The organism is Pseudoalteromonas sp. APC 3893, assembly GCF_030408095.1.
GTDB lineage: Bacteria > Pseudomonadota > Gammaproteobacteria > Enterobacterales > Alteromonadaceae > Pseudoalteromonas.
In genome coordinates, this window is sequence record NZ_JASDCD010000001.1 from 580,299 (window position 1) to 601,839 (window position 21,541).

19 protein-coding genes and 1 pseudogene are annotated in these 21,541 nt (G+C 38.9%); 8 read left to right on the forward strand and 12 right to left on the reverse strand.

Annotated features, from left to right (window positions below):
* Positions 1–8: 8 nt before the first annotated feature.
* The 5 genes from QMA12_RS02630 to ccoN all read right to left on the reverse strand — a co-directional run bounded on the left by QMA12_RS02630 (position 9) and on the right by ccoN (position 3,923).
* Positions 9–500 (reverse strand): FixH family protein, encoded by a 492-nt coding sequence (locus tag QMA12_RS02630; protein ID WP_087534513.1) that lies wholly within the window; start codon positions 498–500, stop codon positions 9–11.
* Between the two features lie 148 nt (positions 501–648).
* Complete coding sequence (ccoP, locus tag QMA12_RS02635; protein ID WP_087534512.1) at positions 649–1,614, reverse strand: cytochrome-c oxidase, cbb3-type subunit III; 966 nt, start codon at positions 1,612–1,614, stop codon at positions 649–651.
* Complete coding sequence (locus QMA12_RS02640; protein ID WP_087534511.1) at positions 1,611–1,796, reverse strand: cbb3-type cytochrome c oxidase subunit 3; 186 nt, start codon at positions 1,794–1,796, stop codon at positions 1,611–1,613. The genes ccoP and QMA12_RS02640 overlap by 4 nt, the downstream gene beginning before the upstream one ends.
* A 6-nt stretch (positions 1,797–1,802) precedes the next feature.
* Positions 1,803–2,477 (reverse strand): cytochrome-c oxidase, cbb3-type subunit II, encoded by a 675-nt coding sequence (gene ccoO, locus QMA12_RS02645; protein ID WP_087534510.1) that lies wholly within the window; start codon positions 2,475–2,477, stop codon positions 1,803–1,805.
* Between the two features lie 12 nt (positions 2,478–2,489).
* Entirely contained in the window at positions 2,490–3,923 is a 1,434-nt protein-coding gene (ccoN, locus tag QMA12_RS02650) for a cytochrome-c oxidase, cbb3-type subunit I (protein ID WP_087534509.1), read from the reverse strand.
* A gap of 342 nt (positions 3,924–4,265) precedes the next feature.
* Between ccoN and QMA12_RS02655 the strand changes: the two genes are divergently transcribed.
* The 3 genes from QMA12_RS02655 (at position 4,266) to QMA12_RS02665 (ending at position 9,560) form a co-directional block, all read left to right on the forward strand.
* The gene (locus QMA12_RS02655) at positions 4,266–4,688 is read left to right on the forward strand and encodes a hypothetical protein (RefSeq protein ID WP_290208594.1); all 423 of its coding nucleotides are present in this window, start codon (positions 4,266–4,268) and stop codon (positions 4,686–4,688) included.
* A gap of 687 nt (positions 4,689–5,375) precedes the next feature.
* Positions 5,376–8,093: a TonB-dependent receptor gene (locus QMA12_RS02660; protein ID WP_290208593.1), complete on the forward strand. Its 2,718-nt coding sequence runs from the start codon at positions 5,376–5,378 to the stop codon at positions 8,091–8,093.
* 111 nt (positions 8,094–8,204) lie between these two features.
* Positions 8,205–9,560, forward strand: coding sequence for a hypothetical protein (locus QMA12_RS02665; protein WP_087534371.1), 1,356 nt, complete (start codon positions 8,205–8,207; stop codon positions 9,558–9,560).
* A 31-nt stretch (positions 9,561–9,591) separates the two neighbouring features.
* Here the strand turns inward: QMA12_RS02665 and QMA12_RS02670 are convergent, their stop codons facing one another.
* Together QMA12_RS02670 and QMA12_RS02675 are read right to left on the reverse strand one after the other, a co-directional pair.
* Positions 9,592–9,933, reverse strand: coding sequence for a GNAT family N-acetyltransferase (locus QMA12_RS02670; protein WP_290208590.1), 342 nt, complete (start codon positions 9,931–9,933; stop codon positions 9,592–9,594).
* A 63-nt stretch (positions 9,934–9,996) separates the two neighbouring features.
* On the reverse strand, positions 9,997–10,692 hold the full coding sequence (locus tag QMA12_RS02675) for a flagellar brake protein (protein WP_087534369.1): 696 nt from the start codon (positions 10,690–10,692) through the stop codon (positions 9,997–9,999).
* Positions 10,693–10,890: 198 nt separating this feature from the next.
* Between QMA12_RS02675 and QMA12_RS02680 the strand changes: the two are divergent.
* Positions 10,891–11,151: pseudogene (locus QMA12_RS02680) on the forward strand (S26 family signal peptidase); the annotation flags it as partial.
* Positions 11,152–11,287: 136 nt separating this feature from the next.
* On the opposite strand, the gene QMA12_RS02685 reads toward QMA12_RS02680, so the two are convergent.
* Positions 11,288–12,043, reverse strand: coding sequence for an SDR family NAD(P)-dependent oxidoreductase (locus tag QMA12_RS02685; RefSeq protein WP_087534367.1), 756 nt, complete (start codon positions 12,041–12,043; stop codon positions 11,288–11,290).
* 553 nt (positions 12,044–12,596) lie between these two features.
* Here QMA12_RS02685 and QMA12_RS02690 point away from each other — a divergent pair.
* On the forward strand, positions 12,597–13,262 hold the full coding sequence (locus QMA12_RS02690; RefSeq protein WP_087534366.1) for a hypothetical protein: 666 nt from the start codon (positions 12,597–12,599) through the stop codon (positions 13,260–13,262).
* 3 nt (positions 13,263–13,265) lie between these two features.
* Here the strand turns inward: QMA12_RS02690 and QMA12_RS02695 are convergent, their stop codons facing one another.
* Together QMA12_RS02695 and metG are read right to left on the reverse strand one after the other, a co-directional pair.
* Complete coding sequence (locus QMA12_RS02695) at positions 13,266–13,436, reverse strand: DUF6435 family protein (protein WP_140394358.1); 171 nt, start codon at positions 13,434–13,436, stop codon at positions 13,266–13,268.
* A gap of 149 nt (positions 13,437–13,585) precedes the next feature.
* Positions 13,586–15,610: a methionine--tRNA ligase gene (metG, locus tag QMA12_RS02700; RefSeq protein WP_087534365.1), complete on the reverse strand. Its 2,025-nt coding sequence runs from the start codon at positions 15,608–15,610 to the stop codon at positions 13,586–13,588.
* 176 nt (positions 15,611–15,786) lie between these two features.
* Between metG and apbC the strand changes: the two genes are divergently transcribed.
* From apbC to QMA12_RS02715, 3 genes are all read left to right on the forward strand, one after another.
* Positions 15,787–16,866, forward strand: a complete 1,080-nt coding sequence (gene apbC, locus QMA12_RS02705) for an iron-sulfur cluster carrier protein ApbC (RefSeq protein ID WP_087534364.1) — start codon at positions 15,787–15,789, stop codon at positions 16,864–16,866.
* Positions 16,867–16,870: 4 nt separating this feature from the next.
* Positions 16,871–17,461: a dCTP deaminase gene (gene dcd, locus QMA12_RS02710; RefSeq protein WP_087534363.1), complete on the forward strand. Its 591-nt coding sequence runs from the start codon at positions 16,871–16,873 to the stop codon at positions 17,459–17,461.
* A 139-nt stretch (positions 17,462–17,600) separates the two neighbouring features.
* Positions 17,601–20,078, forward strand: coding sequence for an EAL domain-containing protein (locus QMA12_RS02715; RefSeq protein ID WP_290208583.1), 2,478 nt, complete (start codon positions 17,601–17,603; stop codon positions 20,076–20,078).
* Between the two features lies 1 nt (position 20,079).
* Here QMA12_RS02715 and QMA12_RS02720 read toward each other — a convergent pair whose 3' ends face one another.
* Both QMA12_RS02720 and QMA12_RS02725 read right to left on the reverse strand, forming a co-directional pair.
* Positions 20,080–20,853 carry a CLCA_X family protein gene (locus tag QMA12_RS02720; RefSeq protein WP_087534361.1) on the reverse strand — a complete coding sequence of 258 codons (774 nt, stop codon included), beginning with the start codon at positions 20,851–20,853 and terminating at the stop codon, positions 20,080–20,082.
* Positions 20,850–21,455, reverse strand: a complete 606-nt coding sequence (locus QMA12_RS02725) for a tRNA-uridine aminocarboxypropyltransferase (RefSeq protein WP_087534360.1) — start codon at positions 21,453–21,455, stop codon at positions 20,850–20,852. Before QMA12_RS02725 ends, QMA12_RS02720 begins: the two co-directional genes overlap by 4 nt.
* Between the last annotated feature and the right edge of the window lie 86 nt (positions 21,456–21,541).

Genomic DNA, 21,541 nt, shown 5'->3' on the forward strand with positions numbered 1-21,541 from the left:
ATAACTTACTACTTATATTCCGGATTTATCGCAATACTTTGCTCATTTGGCAAAGTAATATTTTCTTTTAGCTTCCAGCTAGCGTCAATGGGCTCAATAAATACGGTGTAATTGCCTTCGCTGTAGGGCTCAATGATTGCAGTAAACTCGCCATTCGCATTGGGTGTTAAATGCGCACTAAAATCATGCTCACCAATTGTGCGATGATAAAAAGACATTTTTAACGAATGAATATTATTGGTGTCACCTTTATTAAATTTAAAGCTAACTTTGTCGTGCTCTACGGTTAAATTACCATGTAAATATAATGCTTTGGCTTTATCAAATTTACTTAATTCTAAGTTAATCGCTTTGCCTTTCTTATAGTAGTCATCAACAACCATATCTGGGCCATGTCCGATTGCAGTAATAAACAATGAAATACATCCAATAATGGCAACCACTGGGAAAAAGATTAAGAACCAAGGCCAGAAATTTTTATACCAAGGAGTAGGTTTCATAAAAACACTTAATTAGTTTGTGATAAGGACATTTTATAGGAATTGATATAAAAAGACTAAAAAAAAGCCTCCATCTGGAGGCTTTTTTGATCTTAATTAATCTATTGATATAAAAGATTAAAGTTTAAACGTTTTATTAACATTTTGCTTATTTATCTTGCGATAAACTGTAAACATAAGCAGTTAATAAGTGTACCTTGTCTTCACCTAAAATATCTTTCCAAGCAGGCATTACACCAGCGCGGCCGTTAACAAGTGTTTCTTCAACTGCACGTTGAGAACCACCATATAACCAGATGTTATCGGTTAAATCAGGAGCACCAAATGGTAAATTATGAGCAACAGAGCCTTTACCGTCAGCACCGTGGCATGCTGCACACATAGCAAACTTGGCGGCACCAGCACTCGCATCTTTTTGGTTTACAGTACGACCTGATAAGCTTAGGACATGGGCAGTCATTTCTTTAATGCCTTGTTCACCTAACGCTGCACCCCATGGTGGCATTGCTGCAATACGACCATATAAAAGTGTTTCTTTAATTTTGTCAGGTGTGCCGCCATATAACCAATCTTTATCAGTTAAATTTGGAAAACCTTGACCACCTCGTGCATCAGAACCATGACACTGTGAACAGTTTTGCGCAAATAAACGTTGACCAATCTCAAGCGCTTTTTCATCTTTAACTAATGTTTCAATATCTTGTTTAGCAAAACCTTCAAAGATTGGGCCAAAACGCTCGTCTGCAGCTTCATATTCTTTATCAAGCTTAACAAATTGGCCGTTGGCTTTGGCTTCTTCAATTGCTTTTTTAGATTCAGCTAAAGATGTTATGCCTTGGTTAGAACTGGTCCATTTACCTAGCCCTTCCCAGTTACCTAAACCAGGGTAAGCTGCTAGGTAATAAACAGACCATGCAAATGTAGCGAAGAACATGTATGTCCACCATTTTGGCAGTGGATTATTTAGTTCTTCAATGCCATCAAATTCATGGCCACAACTTTCACCTTCTTCAACGCCAGCGTAGTTTTTTAAGTTCCACACAAGCAGAGCAAACAAGATAATTAGACATGATAGGGTCAATACAATAACCCAAATACTCCAAAAGCTAGTCATTTCTCAGACCCCTTTTCCTCATTAGAGAGTGTTTTGTTGTGTTTGCTCTCATCTTCAAAGATGGCATTAGCTGCATCTTTAAAACGCGTTTTGCTACGTTTGCTATATGCCCACACAACAATCACAATAAACAATACTAAAATTACCAGAGTTAAAATGCCTCTGTATGTTCCGTAATCCATAATTAATTACTTCAAATGTGTGCCAAGCTGTTGCAAATAGGCGATAAGTGCTTGCATTTCTGTTGCACCTTTACCGTCATTCATTGCATCAACTTTAGCAATATCAGCGATTAGTTCTTCATCACTACCATAACCTAAGCCTGGGTGAGCTGGGTTTTGTGGATTGATAGCGAACGTATCACGGAAAATTTTAAGTTTTTTAAGAGTCAGGCTTGTATCAACACGATTCTCATCTAACCAAGGAAACGCTGGCATATTTGACTCAGGAACCACTGCTCGTGGATCCATTAAGTGGGCATAATGCCAATCATCTGAGTAACGCTTACCTACACGGGCAAGATCAGGACCAGTACGTTTGGAACCCCATAAAAAAGGGTGATCCCATACTGATTCGCCGGCTACAGAATAGTGACCGTAACGCTCAACTTCATCACGAAAAGGGCGAATCATTTGTGAGTGACAGTTAGAACAGCCTTCACGTACGTATATATCTCGACCTTCCATTTCAAGGGCGTTTAGCGGACGTAAGCCATCTACCGGTTTTGTTGTATCGTCTTGGAACATTAGAGGAGTGATTTCTACTAATGCACCAAAGCTGATAGCAAAAACAGTCAATATAGCCATTAGGCCGATATTCTTTTCGACTATTTCGTGTTTATTTTGTGAATTTTTATTGCTCATCATCTCACTCCATTATGCTAACTGGGCTTGCGCGTCTAATTTCAACGAATCATTTTTCGCTGTAATTGTACGGTAAACGTTATAAGCCATAACTAGCATGCCTGTTACGATGAATACACCGCCTAAGAAGCGCATAACATAGAAAGGGTGTGATGCTTGTAGTGACTGAACAAAGCTGTACATTAATGTACCGTCAGTGTTAACAGCACGCCACATTAGGCCTTGCATTACACCTGAAATCCACATAGCAACAATGTAAAGTACTACACCTACTGTATGTAACCAGAAATGGGTGTTAACAAGTTTCACACTGTACATTCGACCTTGTGAGAATAGTGCCGGAATTAGATGGTAGATAGCGCCGATAGAAATCATTGCAACCCAACCTAACGCACCAGAGTGAACGTGACCTACGGTCCAATCAGTGTAGTGAGAAAGTGCGTTTACAGATTTAATTGCCATCATAGGGCCTTCAAAGGTAGACATACCATAGAAAGATAATGAAACAACTAAGAAGCGAAGTACTGGATCAGTACGTAGCTTATGCCATGCACCTGATAGCGTCATAATACCATTGATCATACCGCCCCAAGAAGGAACGAATAAGATGATAGACATCACCATACCTAAACTTTGTGTCCAATCAGGTAGTGCAGTGTAGTGAAGATGGTGAGGACCAGCCCAAATATAAAGAGACACTAATGCCCAAAAGTGAACTACAGATAATCGGTACGAATAGACAGGGCGACCAGCTTGCTTTGGTACAAAGTAATACATCATACCCAAGAAGCCAGCAGTTAATAAGAAACCTACAGCATTATGACCATACCACCACTGCACCATTGCATCTACAGCACCTGCGTAGATTGAATATGATTTAGTAAGTGATACAGGTACAGCCATGCTGTTTACAATGTGTAATACTGCAACAGTAATAATAAAACCAGCATAAAACCAGTTAGCGACATAGATATGCGACACTTTACGTTTAGCGATAGTGCCCATAAATACAACTGCATAAGTTACCCATACAATCGCGATTAAAATATCGATAGGCCACTCTAGCTCTGCATATTCTTTAGAGCTTGTGATACCTAGTGGTAGTGTAATGACTGCCAATACGATAACTAATTGCCAACCCCAAAATGTAAAGGCTGCTAATTTGTCTGAAAGAAGGCGCGTTTGACAAGTACGTTGCACAACATAATATGATGTTGCGAAAAGTGCACTTGTACCAAATGCGAAAATAACTGCGTTCGTATGTAACGGACGAAGTCGAGAGTATGTTAACCATGGTGTATCAAAGTTAAGTGCTGGCCAAGCTAATTGGGCAGCAATCAGAACCCCAATACTCATGCCAACGATGCCCCAAATCACTGTCATAATAGCGAATTGGCGTACAACTTTATAATTGTACTCAGTTTGTGATGCTACTGTTTGGCTCATTTTCTGGCTTCCGCTGCAATATATGCGTTTAGAAATGAATTACCCACTTAATGAAAAGCGGGGCCTACTATTACTTCACAAGTGTGTTATCTAAAACGACCAATACTTGACTGCTTCAGAAAACAAACTCGAGAAACCCTATTTTTTGCGGGGGAAATGATAAAATTTTTGACCTAAAAAAGATAGGTCAATTGCATAAAATTATGACATCAATCAATTTTTATCATGTAGTTGACTATTTTTTGTTACACTTTTTGAAATTAACCTGCTTTTTAACTCTTCGTCGTTGTGTTTATAGTGTGCGCTAATTAGTATTTGCTTTTTATATAATAGGTAACACACATGACTTTTAGCCAGGTAATTCTTTTTTTGTCGATAATACTCTGTTTGACTGCATGTAATCCCCAAGCGATTAGTATAGAAGAGCAGCCCGTTGCTGCAAGTTGCCAACCAAATGAACCATGTGATTATTCTAATACAACAAAAATTTGGTTACCTGTAACAGACCTAACACCGGAAACAGCTTTTAAAATCAATTTGTCTATTCCCGAAGGTAGTGCAATTATTTCTGCCAAATTGGAGGGCGTGACTATGTATATGGGTTACATCCCAGTTACTTTCGAGGCTATTGATGATATTTATCAAGCTACTACTATGGTTGGTATTTGTTCTGAAAAAAACATGAAATGGAAATTACGGCTACAACTGCAAGACTCAGAGGGCCATACACAGCACATAACTTATTTTTTCATTGTTAGGTATTAGCGATAACTTTGCCTAGGTTATCATTTATCGCTTTTACTACACCCTAAGCATCAAAATATTATTTTCATATAGCGTGAGAACTATTTATAAACCAAGTGGCTGATCTCTGCACTATTTAAGGTTCCAACTTTAGGTTGCGTTAGTTCCAAACAACCTTCCTTGCTTCTTTACTAAATAAAATAGACTCTCAGCTTCTTGCATATTTTTACCTCTACTTCGCAATAAACGGTAATGAATATAGCCATACCTAGTGTTATATGCCACTCATCCTTTGTAATTTCGATTATTTACGCATTCTTACTGAATAATTATGGTTAGTTTTTAGCAGCGAGTTTTACGGATTCTATAAAACAGTGTGATCAATATGTGAAAATTTCTGTTTTGGGTATATTTGGCGTTCAGTTACATTTGATTACAAAGTCCGGCCATTTGATTTCATTCGTGTTTTTAATGTGATTTGATATTCTCATTCTACTGATTTTTATATGTTTTATAGTGTTAACACTGAAACATCAATTAACGTTTGTTTCTTTTGTAGTTCCTAATAAAAACAGTGGGTTATATTACGTTCCCTTATTCAGTTTTCGTTCAGTTAATTCAGCCTAAGTTGCCTGCCGTTGACTCGTCATTCTAACAAAAACGAGCACTACCTGAATAAGGTACTTTTTCCAACAAGTAGGGTTTCACATGAAAAAATCAATTATTGGTTTAGCTGTTATTTCAGCAATTCCTATGTTCTCAACAAGTGTTATAGCTGCAGACGAAGCAGCACAATCTATTGAAAAAATCCAAGTAACGGGTTCTCGTATTAAGCGTTCTGATATGGAAAACGCAAGCCCAGTTACTCTTATAGGTGCAGATGACATTAAAGCTATGGGTGCAACAAGCATTGATAGTGTTTTACAAAAAATGACTGCCACTGGCGGCGCAATGACAAACCCTGCAGTTAATAATGGCTCTGGTGGTAACGCACGTATAGATTTACGTGGTCTAGGCTCACCGCGCACTTTAGTGCTTGTAAATGGTCGCCGTATGATTGCGTCAGGTACTGGTGCAGCATCTTCTGTTGACCTTAATACCATCCCTGTATCAATGATTAAATCTGTAGAAGTCCTAAAAGATGGTGCTTCTGCTGTCTACGGTACTGATGCTGTAGCAGGTGTTGTAAATATCATCTTAAAAGATGATTTTGAAGGCCTGGACATGAATGTAAATGCAGCAATCACTGGTGAAGGCGATGCATCTGAAAACTCTATCGACTTTACTGTTGGTACATCATTCGATAAAGGTAACATTGTAATCGGAATGCAGTATACTGACCGTGGTAAAGCAAAGCAGTCTGATCGTGGCTTTTCAAGCTGCCCAATCGCTGAAGGTGAGAATGGTTTAAATTGCAATGGCGGCTCACCTTACAATGAAGGCGGTCATATTTGGCAAGACAGCCTTATTGGTGATATGAACTCAGATGGTGAGTTTTTTGATGATGATGGGAATCCAATTACATCAGGTCTTGCTATTGGTGATAATGGTTTAAGTGGTCAAGGTGGTCTTCACCCATTTACTGATGCAGACCGATATAACTTTGCTCCAGCTAGCTACCTTTACACGCCAATGGAGCGTTTAAACCTTACGGGTATCGCGACATACGAATTAAATGATGATACTAATCTTTTTACTGAGTTTACCTATACTAAACGTTGGTCAGAGCAGCAAATGGCTGCACAGCCAGTATGGTTTGGTTTTAACTACACAGAAGAAATGGGTGATTCACTATTAGGTCAATCGTATAACAGTAAAGTTGACCGTGATGGTGACGGTATCGCAGATCGTGATGCAAATGGTGACTACATCACAGAAAGTGCTAATTACGCTTATGGTGATGATATTTTCTATGGTCGTCGTATGAGTGATACAGGCGCTCGTTACTTTGAACAGTCAGTTGATACTGTACGTGCAGTAATTGGTGCTGAAGGCTTTGTAGGTGATTATTCTTGGGATGTTTCTGCTAACTTTGGCCGTAATGACTCGGTAGATAAACTAAGCAACCTTCATAATATGGGCGCTATTCAAGACCAGATCACTGCAGGTACATTTAACCCACTTGATCAAGCTGCATGGACATCGGAAGACTTCCGTAAAAATGTTTACACTGAAGTAAATAACGGCGGTAGCCAATTATTTATTTTAGCTGCTTCTGTATCTGGTGAAATGTTTGAGCTTCCTGCAGGTTATGCTGCATTTGCAGCCGGTGTTGAACGTCGTCAAGAAAAAGCATGGTACACGCCTGATTCATTGACAGCACAAGGTTTAGCGAACGATCCTCCAGTTGAGCCTACATCAGGTAGTTTTGATGTAAATGAAGTATATGTAGAATTTGCAATTCCATTACTAGCTGATGCACCATTTGCTCAAAACGTTGATTTAAGCGCTGCAATTCGTGCGTTTGATTACAGCACATTTGGTTCAGATGAAACCTGGAAACTTGGCTTAACTTGGAAAGCTAATGATGAACTAATGTTCCGTAGCGTTGTTTCAACTGCATTCCGTGCCCCAACTGTTTCTGAACTTTATTCGGGTAATTCACCTTCGTTTGAGAATGTTACATACCCAGGTGCTCAAAGCCAAGCAGAAGTAACTGTAGGTGGTAATGATCAATTAACACCTGAAGAAGCAGATACGCTAACTGCTGGTATCGTATATGAGCCAGAGTGGTTTGACGGTTTTTCAATGACATTAGATTACTATGACATTGAAATTGAAAATGCCATCGTGACAGTTGATAGTCAATACATTGTTGAACAGTGTGTAAATAATGCAGCTAACGCTGGTACAGCTTTATGTCAATCAGCGAATGCATCGATTGATGGTACAGGCCGTATCATTTTCAACAACCAATTACAAAACATTGGTTCAGAGAAAACATCTGGTTATGATTTAAACCTAGCTTACAGCTTTGAAGCTGCGGGTTTAAATTGGAAAGCGGGCCTTGATACTACTTACTTAGATGAGTATGTAACACAAGTAACAGGCGAACCAACTGATTATACAGGTGTTGTTACATCTGGTTCAGGTGGTTATGCTGAAGTTAAGTCAAACTTTACACTGAATGTTGCTGGTGATAATTGGGATGCGCAGTATCAAGCTCGATATATCTCAGGTATGGATAGCTTTGCATGTATTGATGATCCTGCAAGCTGTTATGCGCCTACAACGCCATCGGTTGTATACCATGATATTAGCGGCTCATATTTAGTAAGCGAGACTGTATCTTTATCAGCTGGTGTTAATAACTTGTTTGACAAGCAGCCTCCTTACTACACAGGTAACAACGATTCAAATACAGACCCGTACACATACGATGTACTTGGCCGTCGTTTCTTTGCTGGTGTTAACGTTAAGTTCTAATCAGTAAAAATATTTGATTCTTCTTAAGGCCTAGTTTACTAGGCCTTTTTTGTTGAACAATTTTAACTGTGGCAGTAAACTAATTATCAAATAAACTTTTAGGAGAATTGATTGTTAAAACAGGATGAGAACTTATCCTTTATTATTGAACCAGAACTAAGCCCGCGCTCAGAACAACGTATTGACTTGTATTTTTCCATCCCCAATGAAATGGGCATTAATCCACAAACGCTCAGTGAAGAAGCATACTTTAATAATCACTTTAAATCTCACTTAGCTTACAACGCGAACAATATTCACTTACCTTTAGTAAGAAGCCGTTTTGTGAGTAAGAATAAAGGTGAACAGCAAGATTATCGACAAAACTTAAACCTTTACTGTTATCAAGTTCGCTTAGCCATTGATACAGATGTTAAAGATGCACTGAAAATTGAGGATACGGATGAGTTTTATCAACGTGCAATTGAATTATCAGAGCTAAGTCAAGGGCTGCTAAAAAAACTTCGCCGCTATACACCCGATAACGAAAAGTTAATTTCTTTTTATACCAATGCAGACAATTATTTAAGTTGGCAAATTGAGCAGTCGTTTTTAAGGTTACTTGATGAAGGGCCAAGAAGCAGTGACCACGCAAAAGAACGTGGGGACTTATTGAACTTTTGTAAAGCTGAGCAAGCATATCGGCAAGAGCAGCAATATAATTCTGACTCAACGTTAAAAGATGCAAACCGCATCACCAATAAAATGCGTTTACTACAGCGCCTTATTGAACACGGCGTGGTACTAAATCGCCATACGCGTTATTTGAATAGCTACTTAAAGCGATTGGTAAAAGGAAGTGTGACAGCAGTTATAATGGCATTGGTAATGCTGGTTGTACTAAATGCACGAAGCAGTTTTACCGAAGTAACAGCCACATTGATTGTTATTTTAGGGGCTATTTATGGCATGCGTGAGATTTTTAAAGAAGATATAACGCGAGTTATTTGGCGGACTATTGTAAAAGGGCGGCCGAAATGGCGCTTTCAATTTCGTAACAGTGTGACGAAAGATAAAGTTGCAACGCAATTCATTTGGCTTGAATATACTCGGTTTAAAAAAATCCCTGAAAGTGTACGTAATATATTTTCTAAGCGCCGCCAGCAAAATAAGCTCGCTGCACAATGGTTTCATTTTGCTAGTGAAACGCGAGTTGGGGCTAAAGAGTTCTTACCCGGCTATGACACACTGCAACAAACTCTAAGGTTTAGCCTTGCACCCTTTACCCGTTATCTGAAAAAAGGTGAGGGTAAGCTTTACCATCTTGATAATAGTAAAATCTCTAAGCAGAGTGTTGAACGCAGGTATCAATTGAATGTTGTTGTGGTGTATCAAAACAGGGATCAGGTTAGGCATCAGCGCTACAAAATAACGCTTAACCGCAGCAAAATTATTAATATTGAACTGATTTATAGTGAAATAGAGTAATTAATTTTTTGTCTGGGTATGTGTTTCTGAGTTATGTTCTCACCATGTATAAACCATTGGTTAATGGTATTTCACATAATTGCTCAATAAGAATCGAGGCATATCCTTTACCTCGAAGCCTAGGGTTAACTACTAGACGAGCCAGATGGCACCTTCTTACACGCAGGTAAAATTGCCCAAACCCTAAAAATTCTCCCTCAGTTGAGATCAAAACTAATGAGTTCAAAGTATTCAGTTGCAAGTCGTCGGTAAATGACGCTAAATCAAACGGGAATCTAAAATCTGGCCCAGCCCACTCACGAAGCGCTTTCTCACTTTCAAACCAGTTTAGCATTTGTACAAGGTGACTTTCCTGCGGGGGAATTAACTGCACAATAATTTTACTCCAGAAGATATAACTTGTTATATGAACTGTTTACTATTAACCAGTGACTAGTCAATTAATATCTATTGCGTAAGCTTCCAGCAGCGATTGCATTTTTTCTCGTTCTTGGTCTGCGAACTCAATTCCAACATTGAGCCGGTTACCTTGCATTTGATTATTACGTACATGTGCACTAATCATCACTGCAGTGCTGTCTATTGGCGAGAGTAAATGAACAAAAACCTGGCGTTTTTTTAGTGCTAAAAAACCTGAATTAACATGTACTGTAAAGCGACAACCTGTGGCTGAGATATCAATAATAACGCCTTGTAATAAATTTTCGCTATTGAAATCTTGATCTTTTTTGATGCTTATTTTTGCTGGGATATGTGTTTGTAATCGGTTAACTTCTCTGAGCTGCCGACTCTCAATTTGCTTAGGGTAAGTGAGGTAGAGTAACTTTTCAGGTCGCACTGATATCGCTAAAATTGTGGTCGCAAAAGCAACACACTCTCCTCGTTCTCCTTCGACGATATAGCGAACAATCGCACCATTGCCTTCTTTGAGTATATCTGAATATTCATTGAGTTTAGCTTGCTTTGGGTACTTTAAAATGAGGTATTTACCGGTTTCATAACCAATTAATGGTAACTTAAATCTAAATGACAAAGGGTTGGTAAATTGAATGTCAATAATTTTACCCGGTAATAAATCTAAGAAAAATTTAGCGTTGTTTGATGGTGTAGGAAGATCTTGAGCAATTTCCATATTGTTGTTTTTTATTATGTTGTTTCCAATAAGTATTATTTAAATCCGAACAAAAATCACTAGTACAAATGGCTGGTATTGAGCTCAGTTTACATCTTTAACATTCATTCTTTGTTACAAATTCCAGTGAACTGATTTAAATAGGGTCGAGTCCATTAATATGTTACTTAATAAACGGACGAAGACTATGAAATATTTATATAAAACTTGCTGGGTATAAAACATAAAATACGCGTGTCGAAGTATGCTTCAAAAATGCAACCATTCGATACTATCATCATTACTAAAGGGTTTTACTTAGCAACGGGTGATAACAGGGATCACAGTGCAGACTCTCGCGTGATTGGTCTTGTCCCCAGAGCTGAACTACTTGGTAAAGCAAAGCGCGTTATCGCGTCGTTAGATTATGATAATTACTATTTTCCCCGTAAAAATCGCTTTTTAAAAGAATTAGATTAGATAGAGTACGCTCATAAGGAAAAGTCGCTGTAAGCTCAGCTTACAGCGACTTTTAATTTTCAACCAATAGCAATGTATAAAAACAACTAATTGACGGGCTAAATCAGTGTTGTTTATTCATTGATAAAGGAATGAATTAAATACCTAACGCTTGTCCGCCACCGATTTGGATAGTTTCAGCAGTAATGAAAGCAGCGTCTTTACTTACTAAAAACGAAATTACGCCAGCCACATCTTCAGGCTGACCAAGTCGACCCAGCATGATGCTGTCTTTCCATGAAGCAAAAACTTCTGGCTTGGTTTCTTTAATTTGAGCGTGGAAAGGAGTGTCAATAGTGCCTGGTGACACTGCATTTACACGGATCCCTGCAGGTGCAAGCTCTTTTGCTAATGCGCGTGTTAATGTATGCACAGCAGCTTTTGAAGTCCCATAGATACCAGCACCAGGGCCGCCTGCATTCCATGCCGCATTTGAAGTGTAGTTAATGATTGAACCACCTTCTGTTTTCTTCATGAATGGGATAGCTGTACGAGAAACAAAAAACGCGCTGTCGAGGTTAAGCGCCATTACGAAGCGGAAAAACTCAGTTGTCATACCTTCGATTGGACTACGTCCACCTAAGCCACCCGCGTTGTTGATCACGACATCAATTTGGCCATATTTGTTACCAATTGCTGTGACGTTTTCTGTAACAGCTTCATCATTGGTTACATCAAAACCGTAATATTCTGCTTCAATGCCAGCAGCGGTTAGCTCTTCAACACGTTTAGCGCCTACTTCATCTTCGATACCATTAAGTACCACTGTATAACCATCTTCGCCAAGACGTTTAGCTACTTGGAAACCAATACCACCGGTAGCCCCGGTGATTAGTGCAATTTTTTTAGACATATTTAAGTTCTCAGTATTTAGTTAACTAATTAGTGATACTTAAGGGTATGAGCTTAATGCTATTTACTTAAGTAAAGGCTCGTAAAGAAGGCACTCATATTGAGGCTTCCAGTAGCTTGATTTGTAATCAAGCTATAAATACCATTTCATTGTAATACAAATAAACTTAACTTTAAAGTCTGTTTTTGTGTATTGGTAATACAATTTGGTTTAATTGGTTTTGTTGTCTGTAAAACTGATGGGTAGGAAACTGAGTAAAGATGCTTTATATTGTTTTTATTGATAAAAATATCAATGTTTTTATTAATAAAAAGAGTGGCAGGCCTATTGAATCTATTTTAAAGGCGGACTCCTTAATAAAGAATAATATTGAATAGATAACTTTCATAACGTATTTTGTTAACCAATTTAGTCTGATTTTTAACTGGGTTTTTCATGTGACGTCTTTTCTTTACTTGTTCTTTGTCTTACAATTAGTGTGGTATGTTACATTAACTATTGGTTGAATGTTGGGCGATACATCATTCTGACAATGCTATATAAGGAAGATTAAATGAAGATAATGACTGCATGTATAGTCACTGGATTACTATTCGTCTCTCAAGTTTTGGCACATGAACCAACATCAGATAAACAATTAAACTCGATAAAATTTGAAAATGCTTATTTTTACAATAGCGAAGGTGAGTTTGCCAAAGAAAAAGCGAAAGATGCAATTATTGCTCTAATGAAATACCATCAATACCCTATATATGAAGGTATCCGTGACGATTTATGGGTAATGGATTATAACGCGGGGCGTTTTGCAGAAGTTGGACTTTCTGGGATCACTTATGAGAATAACCAGAAAAACTTGTACATGCTGCTAGATATCTTCTTATTACCTAATCAAATGCTTGCCGAGCATTGGCATGTAGATGGCGAAGAAACAGCAGCTAAGCGTGAAGGTTGGTTGGTGCGCTGGGGCAAGAGTTATATTGCCGGTGTTGGCGAGAATAATATGGCTGATTTTCCTCAGGTTAAAATTCCACACATACATTGGGGTGGTAAAGTAGAAGCCAAAAACATTGTTGAGGGCGTGCCGGGCTCATTTACTAATTTACAGCAAGTGTTATCTAAACACTGGCAAATGGCAGGTAAAGAAGGCGCAATAATTACTGAGGTTGCTAACTTTGCTGACGGAAAAGCGGTTAAACGTTCAGATCCAAAAATGAACTAACCTTTAAGCTGTTTCTAATGCTTGGATTTGTTCCAATATTTTTTCAGCTTGGTGTGTAAGCTCAGCGTAGCGTCGAATATCACCGTTTCTTTGGGCATGCATCGCTTGCTCTAGTTTTATGCTGTAGTCTTTATTCAATTTTTTTAACGGATCAGATTTGAAGAATGAAAACATGATTTTTCCTTGGTAGAATAAGCGGCTTTGTAATAGTTAGTAGGCTTATACGCGCTATTAAGGAATTTAGATTAAATTAATTTTTCCACAACAAAAACAGTAATAAAAAGCCGCTATAAAAAGCGGCTTTTTGTATACATATCGTTGAATTACATTACGCGCATACCTGGCTCTGAACCGTCATCCGGGTTAAGAATATAAATTTCTTTTCCACCAGGACCAGCTGCTAAAACCATGCCTTCTGACATGCCGAAACGCATCTTGCGAGGTTTAAGGTTTGCCACCATCACTGTCAATTTGCCTTCAATATCTTCTGGCGCATAAGCTGATTTAATCCCGGCAAATACTTGGCGGGTTTCGCCACCTAAATCGAGTGTTAGTTTAAGAAGTTTATCGGCACCTTCAACATGTTCTGCTTTAGCAATTTTAGCTACACGTAAGTCTACTTTGGCAAAATCATCGAATTCGATTTCATCTGCAATAGGCTCTTTTGCAAGTGGGCTATTTGGATCTATTTTATCTTTTTCAGCGAGTAAGCTTTCTTTTGATTCTTCAACCATTTTGTTTACTTTATCCATTTCTACACGTTGCATTAACGGTTTAAATTTATTGATTGCATGATTCACTAACGCGGTTTGCGTACCTTGCCATGCAAGCTTATCATTTAAGAAAGCTTCAACGTTAGCTGCCATGCCCGGAAGTACAGGTTTTAAGTAAGTCATCAGTACACGGAATAAGTTCAGGCCCAATGAACAGACTTGATGTGCTTCTTCCTGCTTTGCTTCGTCTTTAATTAATACCCATGGTGCTGCAGTATCGATGAACTGGTTAGCTTTGTCGGCGAGAGCCATTATTTCACGAATTGCGCGGCTGTATTCGCGGTTTTCATAATGCTGTGCAATACCGTCAGCGGCAGCTTGGAACTCGGTAAGTAGTTCAGGCTGCATAATAGTGTCGCTTAGCTTGCCGTCAAACTTTTTAGTAATGAAACCTGCGCAACGGCTTGCAATATTAACCACTTTACCAACTAGGTCAGAGTTAACACGTTGAGCAAAATCTTCTAGATTTAAATCAAGATCGGTAATACCGCTGTTAAGTTTAGCCGCGTAGTAATAACGTAAAAACTCAGGATCTAAGTTGTCTAAATAAGTACGCGCCTTGATAAAGGTGCCTTTTGATTTAGACATTTTGGCGCCATTTACGGTAACAAAACCGTGGGCGAATACGTTTGTAGGCTTTCTAAAGTTTGCGCCTTCCAGCATTGCAGGCCAAAATAGGCTATGGAAGTAGATGATATCTTTACCAATGAAATGATAAAGCTCTGCATCTGAGTCTTCAGCCCAAAATGCATCAAAATCAATGCCTTTGGTATCACATAAGTTTTTAAAGCTGGCCATATAACCGATTGGTGCATCTAGCCATACATAAAAGTATTTACCTGGCGCACCGGGTATTTCAAAACCAAAGTAAGGGGCATCGCGACTAATATCCCATTGTTGTAGGCCATCAGCAAACCATTCATCAAGTTTGTTTGCCATTTCTTGCTGAATTGTGCCTGAGTGTAGCCACTCTTTTAACATGCCTTCAAAGGCGGGTAAGTCGAAGAAGTAATGTTCTGAATCTTTTAATACAGGCTCAGCACCTGACATAACTGAGCGAGGGTTAATTAGTTCAGTCGGACTATATGTTGCACCGCATGCATCACAGCTGTCGCCATTTTGATCTTCAGACTTACACGTAGGGCACGTGCCTGTGACAAAACGGTCTGGTAAGAAAATGCCTTTTTCAGGGTCGAACAACTGAGAGATAGTGTGCTTTTTGATGTGACCAGCTGCATTTAAACGATTATAAATTAATTCGCTAAACTCTTTGTTTTCTTGGCTGTGAGTGCTGTGGTAGTTATCAAACTTGATATTGAAATCAGCAAAATCACGTTGACGCTCTATGCTAACGTTTTTTACCATTTCTTCCGGCGTGATCCCTTGTTTTTGCGCATTGAGCATAATTGGCGTGCCGTGGGCATCGTCGGCGCAAACATAATATGTTTCGTGGCCTTGTAGTTTTTGAAAACGTGACCAAATATCAGTTTGAATGTATTCCAATAAATGGCCTAAATGAGTTGGGCCATTGGCATAAGGTAATGCGCTGGTTATAAGGATCTTTCGCTGTGCCATAATCATTCCGAATTGACGGTTCCGGTAAAGGAACGGATGAAAATCATAATTTTTATCACTAAACTGTAACGCAAGCGTACAAGGCTAGCCGATATTTATTAATTGACTGGTGTTAATGCCCTGAATGTTACATAATTCCGAGGCAATTTTCATCAAAGAAACGCTATTTTATTGCTATGTTTGGACTGTCAAAACTATTCTCTTCTAAATCGGTGCAAAAACAACCGATAATTGCCGCCTTAGCCGCTTATCGCAGTGCTGCATTTGCAGTGGGTGTTGATGAGCAGTTTATTAAATCTATCCACAATAAAGATGATAAATCTTTCGTTATTGAACTAATTTTACCGTTCGCTGCTCGTTCAGAAATGAATGCTTTAGCGGCGTTTGTTAGTGAACAACTAAAACAACTCGTGGAAATCAGTGCAACGGTGGCATTACCTGCGCAGTATAAATTCAAAAAAATAAAACACATTGTATTAGTAGCATCTGGTAAAGGTGGCGTTGGTAAATCTACAACTGCGGTTAATTTAGCCGGTGCTCTACAGCAAGAAGGCGCCAAGGTGGGGATTCTAGATGCGGATATTTATGGTCCGTCGATCCCCATGTTACTTGGTCTTGAAGGCGCAACACCTACAGCAAAAGATGACAAGCAGCTATACCCATTTGATGCCAACGGTATTAAGGCGCAGTCTATCGGTTTTTTAGTGCCCAGTGACGATGCAACTGTATGGCGTGGACCTATGGCATCCGGCGCATTAACACAGTTATTAAACGAAACTCTCTGGGGTGAACTTGATTACTTAATCGTGGACATGCCACCAGGCACTGGCGATATCCAACTTACTATGAGCCAAAAAGTGCCCTCAAGCGGTACCGTTATTGTCACTACCCCACAAGATTTAGCACTTGCCGATGCACAAAAGGGCATTGCTATGTTTAACAAGGTCAATGTGCCTGTGCTAGGTCTAATTGAGAATATGAGCCACTTTATTTGCACTCATTGTGGCGAGCCAAATCATGTGTTTGGTAAAGACGGTGCGGTTAAACTCGCGCAGCGTCACGGTGTGCCGGTCCTTTCCCACATTCCGCTAGCGATAGATATTCGAGAATATTCAGAGCGAGGCAAGTTAATTGCCAATGACAACGAGGCGGCTATCAGTAGTACTTATGCCAGTGCAGCACGTTTAATAGCAAGCCAGCTTTATTATCAACAACCCCATCATAATCCGTTAGAGATTGTGATTACGGACGATTAAAATAATGAGATTATCAGATACCCATATTAAAGAATACATTGCACAACAACGCATTGTTATAGAGCCAAGTCCAAGCGATGAGATGATTTCAGGCGTGACAGTTGATTTACGTTTGGGAAATAAGTTTCGTGTTTTTCAAGATCACACAGCCGCGTATGTTGATTTAAGCGGACCCAAAGATCAGCTTAATAAAGCAATGGAATCGATAATGAGTGATGAAATTGTGCTTGATCAAGAGCAAGCATTCTTTTTACACCCAGGTGAACTTGCTTTAGCTATTACTCACGAGAAAGTTACTTTACCCGCTGATGTAGTTGGGTGGCTCGATGGGCGTTCATCACTGGCGCGTTTAGGATTAATGGTGCATGTGACGGCACACCGAATTGATCCCGGTTGGTCTGGTAATATTGTCTTGGAGTTTTACAATTCAGGGAAACTACCGTTGGCGCTAAGACCTATGATGAAAATTGGTGCAATGAGCTTTGAGACGATGTCAGGCCCTGCAGCTAACCCGTATAACATTCGTAAAGATGCAAAGTATAAAGATCAAAATAGTGCGATAGCAAGTCGGATTAGTGACGATAAAAACGAATAAAAGCAATATTCACAAAAAGAAATTAAAAGGCCTGAAATCAGGCTTTTTTGTTTTTGGGACACAGATTAGAGTTTTTTACTGGCATTTATAAATATTCCTTCCATACTTTAGTATAGCTCAATCGACACATGGAGTGAGAGTGAGGTATATAAACACGTTGTATAAGGCTTTTATTCTGGCTGTACTGTTATTCGGCAGTGTTGTTAGCCCACGTGTGCTTGCATCTGTTGTGGAAAATGCAGCTGTGCTTCGCAGTGATACTTTGTCAGATACACTTCCTCCATTTGAGCAGTTAATTCGCACTGCCGAATACAAAGATGCCTCATCATTTAATCTACCAGCCCAGCAAGGTTATTGGTTACTGTTTAATCTTCATGAGTTGAGCCCCAAGCAAGACCATATTTTATACCTTGACGGTGCACAAATTGACACCGTTAAATATTACTTATTAGATAGTGATTTTGCGTTATTGAGCTCAGCTTCTCACCGTCATGGCGCTTATCTTGATAAGATAATTCCCCATAGCGTGTTAAAATCAGGTTCAAATCAAAGTTGGGCAGCGCTTTACCTTAAACATAGCCGCAGCAGCCAATTGGCCATTAATATAGTCCCTGAGCAGGCTTTTTATAACCTCGTGGAGCAGCGATTATTTACTGTTTCAGCCCTTACAGTTTTACTCTTGGTTGCGATGGCTATCAGTTGTGCATTTTATTTTTTATCACGACGTATTAAGTTTGTTTATTTATTCGCATACTTATTGTGTTTACTGGTCGGTATGCTAGCAAGTAAAGGTGTATTCATATTTATTGATACAACGATCCCCGTCAGCTTTGCTGTGAAGGCTAGTGCTGCAAGCTTCATTGCTGCACTTGGTTTTGCATGTATGTTTTTTATGCGCTCGAGCTATGGGCGAAGAGAAATTATCATCGCAAGAGTAAGACTGCCACTGATATTGCTGACTGTTTTTGGGTTGAGTGTTATCGCGAATACCTTAACGTATGACTTTGCTATTTATCTATTGATGACAAGCTTTATTGCTGAATCAGCCATTCTGATATATTTATACATGCAATGGAAAGAAACTCAACCTTCTTGTAGTAGTATCTATTTTTTAGCTTGGTATGTGATTATTGTTCAAGCGGTTGTCTGGCAGTTAACTCTGATGCTGCAGCTATCGTCATACTTACTAAACGATATCCTTATAGTAATAAATACCTGCGTGTTTATCGGTACAGTATTAATTCAAGATAGATTACGTATTTTGCAATACAATTATAACCTGTTACATGATGATGAAACTGCATTGCCCAATAAGAAGCTGCTACTAAATTGTCTTCAAAGCAAGGTAAAGTTATCCCAGCCGCATTCAATTATTTTATTTCAGCCTGCTATATTGTTAGATGCACGAGCTAACTTTGGTTATGAACATGCGAATGAGCAGATAAAAATAACGATGGCTAAATTAGCCCATCAGTTGAGTGTAATGAATGCAGAAAAAATAGAAGCGACACAACTTAAAAGTCACTATATAGCGCGACTTGATGATAGTACATATGCATTTGTGGCTAACGGTAAATTGGAGTTGAGCCAAATAGAGCAGTTTGTATGCGTTACGATGGCGGTATTTGCCGAAGGAATTAGCCATAACAGCAATCATTTTGTGAATAAAGTTGATATAGGGGTGGCAAATTACCCGCTACATGCTGTAAATGCGGAGCAGTTAATTCAACGCGGCTTGCAAGCATTGAGCGTAAAACCACTTCATGGTGAGCGTTGGCATATGTATGATGCGCAAAACTCAAGTTTGTCGCAATACCGCCTAGAAGTTACATCCTCGTTAAAAGAAGCCATTGAAGAAAATCAACTAAGGTTATTTTTTCAACCACAAATTTGTTTAACTACAGGTAACCTTCACGGCGCAGAAGCTTTATTACGTTGGCATCACCCTACATTAGGGCATGTGCCACCAGATCAATTCATCCCCATTGCTGAATCTTCAGGAATGATTTTTGAACTGACAGAGTGGGTGGTTGAGCAAGCTTTAGCATATCAAAAAGAAGTACAGGCTATTTACCCGGACCATATTATTTCCATCAACATATCGGCCAAAGATTTATTGCGTAAAGAGTTACCGGTATTATTTTTAACGCTTTTAAATGAGTATCAAATAAATGCCGCAAATGTGATGCTTGAGCTGACTGAGTCAGCAACATTAAATGATGGTGTAAACATTAAAACAGCGTTAAATGATTACAGGTTGATAGGGCTAAAAATTGCGATTGATGATTTTGGTACTGGTTATTCTTCTTTAGCTTATTTGAGTAAGATGGGTTTTGACGAAATAAAAATAGATAAGCAATTCGTGATGAATATTGAGTACTCTAAAAATGACCAAACAATCTGTCGTGCAACGTGTGATATTGCTAAAAGCTTAGGTTCTTATGTGGTCGCAGAAGGCATAGAGGACATACAAAGTTTAAAACGACTCAAAAGCTTTGGTTGCGAAATTGGCCAAGGTTATTATTTTTCCCGGCCATTAGCATTTACAGACTACCTTGCATGGCTTGAAAATAACTTACAAACACACACTAAGGCTGATATATACCAGCTAAATTGATTTAGCGAATTAATAACGCGCCTAAACCATGAAAATAATCGTCGAGTGCTTGTTTACTTTTTAGGATGTGTTCAGCATCTGGATAAACTAGCTCTGAATTTGCTAAGTTATCAACCAAAAAAAGATTAGTTATTTGCTTATTACTCGCAATACATGCTTCAAAACAACGCGCTGCTAGTTCCTCAGGCATGCTCATATAAAATAATTTTTGTTGTTCATCGATTAACCTTGAACGCCTAACGTAGTCATTTTCTTGCAATGTGTCACGGCTTAAAAATACGTGCTTGTAAAATTCATTGAGAGCACTGTTGAGCGGATGGCTATTGTTAATAGGCTCTTCAAGCCATAACTTGGAAGCAAAGAAATGAGAGCTGAAATCAGGGTATAGGTGGCGTGTTATATGATGATCAAAGGCATGAAACCACTCGTGGGCAAGAGCACCTCCGCCAGCGTTTTTAGCCAGGGCTAACGTTTGTGTTGTACTATTATAATGAGCCTGAACATGCTGTTGCCCACCATGGCCAAAAGCAAAGTTTAATTTACCTCTAAGTCCAATGGCACTCGGTGGTAGCTGTAATATTTGTGCTAAATCCGCTAATGCATCATAAATTAAATTTGCGCTGATATAACGCTCTTCTTTAGTGACCCATTTTCCAACAACCATAGTGCGAAAACCAAAAGTGTTTTTAATATCGCTGAAGTCAACTTGGTCATCAAAACGGTAATCAGGCCCTTGCCGGTAAAAGCCGCGTTTTAATCGATTGGTGTAGATCATGGGTTTAAGTAACGTGTTTTTACATGCTCTGGCATAAATTGTGTCTGTTTATCATTGAGTGCATCTAAAACTTGATATAAGGGCGCAGGATCACATTGCTCTATCAACATCAGGCTATGTGCAACGGCTTCGAGGCTCGATAAACTATCAGCTCTTGGTGCTTTACGGATCCGATACCTATTAGTAGGAACAGTGGCAAAGCTCACTTTTTTAAACATCTTTAGCTTAGGTGTTAATTGCATTATTTTAAATGCTTTTTTCCATGTTCCATCCAAGACCACTAAATGAGTGAGTTGTTCACAAAAAAGTTTGGTGTGTGAGTTTATTTTATCGAGCAAGATTGCATCGTGATCGGGGTAAAGTAGGGCTGTTGTAGCTGCTGGTAGTGTGTCTAAAATTTTAAAATCTTTATCACTTTCACCTTGTACAAGGGTACAGCATTTCAGACATAAATTAAGTAGCTTAGCTGTATTTTTAGTTATTTTTAATTCACTTGGATGCTGCAAGATAATAATGTTAAGTTGGTTTTGCACTGTAACCAGATCATCACAAAGACAAGTTACGGCACTATATTGGCATTTATCACATACGGTGCGAGACATAAAAATAATCTATTCTTATAACAATTAGTTTGAAAACACTGTAATTATACGCTTAATATATCGATTAAGTGGATTTTTTTCTAAAG

What these genes read in the sequence shown, in the direction of transcription:
- QMA12_RS02630 (WP_087534513.1), bottom strand. Translation starts at nt 500, where the DNA reads ATGAAACCTACTCCTTGGTATAAAAATTTCTGGCCTTGGTTCTTAATC.
- ccoP (WP_087534512.1), bottom strand. Translation starts at nt 1,614, where the DNA reads ATGACTAGCTTTTGGAGTATTTGGGTTATTGTATTGACCCTATCATGT.
- QMA12_RS02640 (WP_087534511.1), bottom strand. Translation starts at nt 1,796, where the DNA reads ATGGATTACGGAACATACAGAGGCATTTTAACTCTGGTAATTTTAGTA.
- ccoO (WP_087534510.1), bottom strand. Translation starts at nt 2,477, where the DNA reads ATGAGCAATAAAAATTCACAAAATAAACACGAAATAGTCGAAAAGAAT.
- ccoN (WP_087534509.1), bottom strand. Translation starts at nt 3,923, where the DNA reads ATGAGCCAAACAGTAGCATCACAAACTGAGTACAATTATAAAGTTGTA.
- QMA12_RS02655 (WP_290208594.1), top strand. Translation starts at nt 4,266, where the DNA reads ATGACTTTTAGCCAGGTAATTCTTTTTTTGTCGATAATACTCTGTTTG.
- QMA12_RS02660 (WP_290208593.1), top strand. Translation starts at nt 5,376, where the DNA reads ATGAAAAAATCAATTATTGGTTTAGCTGTTATTTCAGCAATTCCTATG.
- QMA12_RS02675 (WP_087534369.1), bottom strand. Translation starts at nt 10,692, where the DNA reads ATGGAAATTGCTCAAGATCTTCCTACACCATCAAACAACGCTAAATTT.
- QMA12_RS02685 (WP_087534367.1), bottom strand. Translation starts at nt 12,043, where the DNA reads ATGTCTAAAAAAATTGCACTAATCACCGGGGCTACCGGTGGTATTGGT.
- QMA12_RS02690 (WP_087534366.1), top strand. Translation starts at nt 12,597, where the DNA reads ATGAAGATAATGACTGCATGTATAGTCACTGGATTACTATTCGTCTCT.
- QMA12_RS02695 (WP_140394358.1), bottom strand. Translation starts at nt 13,436, where the DNA reads ATGTTTTCATTCTTCAAATCTGATCCGTTAAAAAAATTGAATAAAGAC.
- metG (WP_087534365.1), bottom strand. Translation starts at nt 15,610, where the DNA reads ATGGCACAGCGAAAGATCCTTATAACCAGCGCATTACCTTATGCCAAT.
- apbC (WP_087534364.1), top strand. Translation starts at nt 15,787, where the DNA reads ATGTTTGGACTGTCAAAACTATTCTCTTCTAAATCGGTGCAAAAACAA.
- dcd (WP_087534363.1), top strand. Translation starts at nt 16,871, where the DNA reads ATGAGATTATCAGATACCCATATTAAAGAATACATTGCACAACAACGC.
- QMA12_RS02720 (WP_087534361.1), bottom strand. Translation starts at nt 20,853, where the DNA reads ATGATCTACACCAATCGATTAAAACGCGGCTTTTACCGGCAAGGGCCT.
- QMA12_RS02725 (WP_087534360.1), bottom strand. Translation starts at nt 21,455, where the DNA reads ATGTCTCGCACCGTATGTGATAAATGCCAATATAGTGCCGTAACTTGT.